General features: G+C 68.1%; 1 protein-coding gene. It reads left to right on the top strand.

Translation table 11 applies throughout. The features are described from left to right. Positions 1-3,795 (top strand): amino acid adenylation domain-containing protein (locus WAW17_RS28775; protein WP_422336264.1); only part of this gene is annotated, 3,795 nt, incomplete at both ends.

The raw sequence follows: 3,795 nt of genomic DNA on the forward strand, positions 1-3,795 counted from the left end.
CCGGATCTGCGGGTTCGCAGCCTCGATGTCGAGATCGACACCATCAACTTCGACCTGCAGTTGACTCTCGCCGAGAATCTGGGCACGGACGGCACCCCGAACGGTATCGCCGCGGGACTCGGCTACGCCACCGATCTCTTCGACGAGGGTACGGTCGCCGGGTTCGCGAGGCGACTCCAGCGCATCCTCGAGACCGTTACCGCTACCCCCGGCGTCCGGGTGGGAGACATCGACATCCTCGGCACCGAGGAACGGCGCGAACTGACACCGGTGACCGGCGGCGCCGCAGTGCCGGCGCGGACGCTGCCGGATCTTGTGGCAGAGGCGGTCGCGAACGATCCGAGTGCCGTGGCACTGATCTTCGAAGAGCGTCAGGTCAGCTACGCCGATCTCGACGGACGATCGAATCAGTTGGCCCGCATTCTGATCGAGGGTGGCATCGGCCCGGAAACCGTGGTCGCACTGTGCGTGCCGCGGTCCGTCGAATCCGTTCTGGCCGTCTGGGCGGTGGCCAAGTCGGGGGCCGCCTTCCTTCCGGTGGATCCGAATCATCCGACTGCGCGGATCGAGTACATGCTCACCGACTCCGGTGCCGAGTGGGGTGTGACCACCTCGTCGCAACGCGGCGCCCTTCCCGAGGTGGTGCCGTGGCTGGTCCTCGACGAACCGGACTTCGACGAGAGGCTGTCGCACTACCCCGCGTCGCCTGTCACCGATGATGAGCGCACATCGAGGATCCGGGTCGACAACCCGGCCTACCTGATCTACACCTCGGGGTCGACCGGCCGACCCAAGGGTGTGGTCACCACGCATCGGGGACTGTCCAATTTCGCTGCGCAGGAACGGGAGACGTTCGCGACGACGTCCGAATCCAGAACGCTGCACTTTGCGTCGCCGAGCTTCGATGCCTCTGTTCTCGAGCTGTTGCTGGCGATGGGCCCGGCAGCCACGATGGTGATTGCACCGCCGTCCGTGTATGGCGGCGCCGAGTTGGCTCAGCTTCTCGAATCGGAGCGGGTCACGCATTGCTTCGTTACGCCGGCCGCGTTGGCGTCGGTTGATCCCACCGGACTCACAGACCTGGGGTGTGTGGTGACGGGTGGGGAGGCGTGTCCCCCGGAACTGGTCGCGCGGTGGGCGACGGGCCGGCGAATGTTCAACGCGTACGGGCCGACCGAAGCGACGGTCGTGTCGAGTATCAGTGCCGAACTGGTGTCCGGGGCTCCGGTCACCATCGGTGCGCCCAGTCGCGGTTTCGCGGAAGTAGTGCTGGACTCGCGACTGCAGCCGGTGCCGGTGGGCGTCATCGGGGAGCTGTATCTCGCAGGTCCCGCCCTCGCCCGTGGTTACCACCGGCGGTTCCCGCTCACGGCCGAACGCTTTGTCGCCGACCCGTTCGGCCCGGCCGGAAGCCGGATGTATCGCACCGGCGATCGGGTGCGCTGGAGCACCGACGGGCAGTTGGAGTACCTCGGACGCACCGATTCCCAGGTGAAGATCCGGGGATTCCGGATCGAACTCGGTGAGGTGGAATCGGCTCTGCTCGCGCACGAAGACGTGGCCCAGGCCGTGGCGGGCGTGTGGAACGGGGACGGCGGGGGCGATCGGTTGATCGGCTACCTGGTGCCCGAATCCGGCGCGACGATCGATTCGAGAGCTGTCCTCGACTTCGTCGGTGGCCGGTTGGCGTCCTACATGGTGCCGGCGGCGCTGGTGATACTCGAATCGCTGCCCCTGACGGTCCACGGAAAGCTCGACCGCGCAGCGCTTCCGGCGCCCGACTTCGCGGCAGCAGTGCGCGAGAGCCGGCCGCCGCGAACCGAGACGGAGCAGCTCCTCGCCGGACTGTTCGAGGAGGTGCTCGGACTGGAATCGGTGGGTGTCACCGACGATTTCTTCGCCCTCGGCGGCGACAGCATCATGTCGATACAGTTGGTGGCCCGCGCGAAGGCCGCCGGTGTGATCCTCTCTCCCAAAGACGTGTTCGATCGCAGAACCGTCGCCGGTCTCGCCGAGTCGGCGCGATTCGACGACCACGGCACAGTCGTTCTCGACGAACTGCCGGGCGGTGGCGTCGGTCCCCTGCCGCTGACCCCCGTCGCGCGGTGGATGATCGAGCGGAGCGGCGGTCGGCTCGAGCGGTTCTCTCAGGCACTGCTGCTGGCAGCCCCCGCCGGTCTCACCCACGAGGTTCTCGTGCGGGCCCTCGCGGCGGTGCTCGACCGGCACGACATGCTCCGTGCGCGCCTGGTCGCGGACGGGCAGGGCATGCAGGTGCTGCCGTCCGGGGCGGTACCGGCGCACGAGTTGATCCGCCGCGTACCGATCGCGACGGTGGACGCTGACGACTTCGCGGCGCTCGCGGCCGCAGAACTCGAGACAGCGGGCGAGCACCTGGATCCGGCCACCGCCGCCATGGTGCGGATGGTCTGGTTCGATGTCCCGAACGACGTCGGGCGACTGCTCGTGGTGATACATCACCTGGTGGTCGACGCTGTGTCGTGGCGCGTCCTCATCGCGGATCTCGCGGCGGCGTCCGGCGAACTCCGGGCCGGCTCCGTCCCTGCTCTGCCCGCAGTCGGAACGTCGATGCGGCGGTGGTCGCACGGGCTGCTCGATGCCGCGGCGCGACGCACGGGTGAACTGGCATTGTGGGAGAAGATCCTCGACGGTCCGGATCCGATGATCGGTTCGCGCCCACTCGATCCCGCAGTCGACGTCGACGCGACCGTCGGTACGGTTTCCGTCGAAGCGCCGTTCGGTGTGACCGCCGCCCTGCTCACCACGCTACCGGCCGCGTTCCACGGCAGCGTGGGAGACGGGCTGCTCACCGCAGTGGCACTGGCACTGATCGCCTGGCGCCGGGAACAGGGCGCCTCCGTGACGGACGCTCTGATCAACCTCGAGGGGCACGGCCGCGAGGAGCAGGTCGTCGCCGGTGCGGATCTGTCCCGCACCGTCGGCTGGTTCACCACCCTGTTCCCGGTGCGGTTGGATCTCACCGGAACCGACGTCGACGACGCCATGACAGGGGGGCCTGAGGCAGGACAGGCAGTCAAGGCCGTCAAGGAACAGTTGCTCGCGATCCCGGATCACGGGATCGGCTTCGGAATGCTGCGCTACCTGGACGACGAGACCTCGGCGTCCCTCCGTCGATTCCGTTCTCCGCAGGTGAGTTTCAACTATCTGGGACGGGTGACCGCCACGGGCGGCACGGGGGACTGGCTGCCGGTGAAGACCGAACTCGGTGGAACCCGGAACCCCGACATGCCGGTCGCGTCCGTGATCGACATCAACGCCTTTGTCGAGGACAGTCCCGAGGGACCCCGACTGATCGCATCGCTCGCCTATCCGAGCGGGGTGCTCGGCGAGGCCGACGTCACGGCATTCGCAGATCTGTGGCAGCGTGCCCTCGGTGCACTCGCCGCGTACACGGCACGGCCAGGGGCGGGAGGGTTGACACCGTCCGACGTTCCGCTGGTGTCGGTGAGCCAGCAGCAGATCGAGCGCTGGGAGCAGCGGTTCCCCGCGCTGCGGGACGTGTGGTCGTTGTCGCCGTTGCAGTCGGGGTTGCTGTTCCATGCTTCGCTGGCCGCAGGCGCGGTGGACGTGTACACCGCGCAGCTGCGGATCGACCTCGCGGGTGCGGTCGACGTCTCTCGGTTACGCGCCGCCGCGGCCGGGCTGCTGGCCCGCCACCCGAATCTGCGGACCGCGTTCGTCTACGACGACCACGGGGTCCCGGCGCAGCTGGTGGTCGACGAGGTGGAGCTACCGTGGCGTGAGGTGGATCTG

The organism is Rhodococcus sp. (in: high G+C Gram-positive bacteria) (assembly GCF_049286785.1).
Lineage (GTDB): Bacteria > Actinomycetota > Actinomycetes > Mycobacteriales > Mycobacteriaceae > Rhodococcus_F.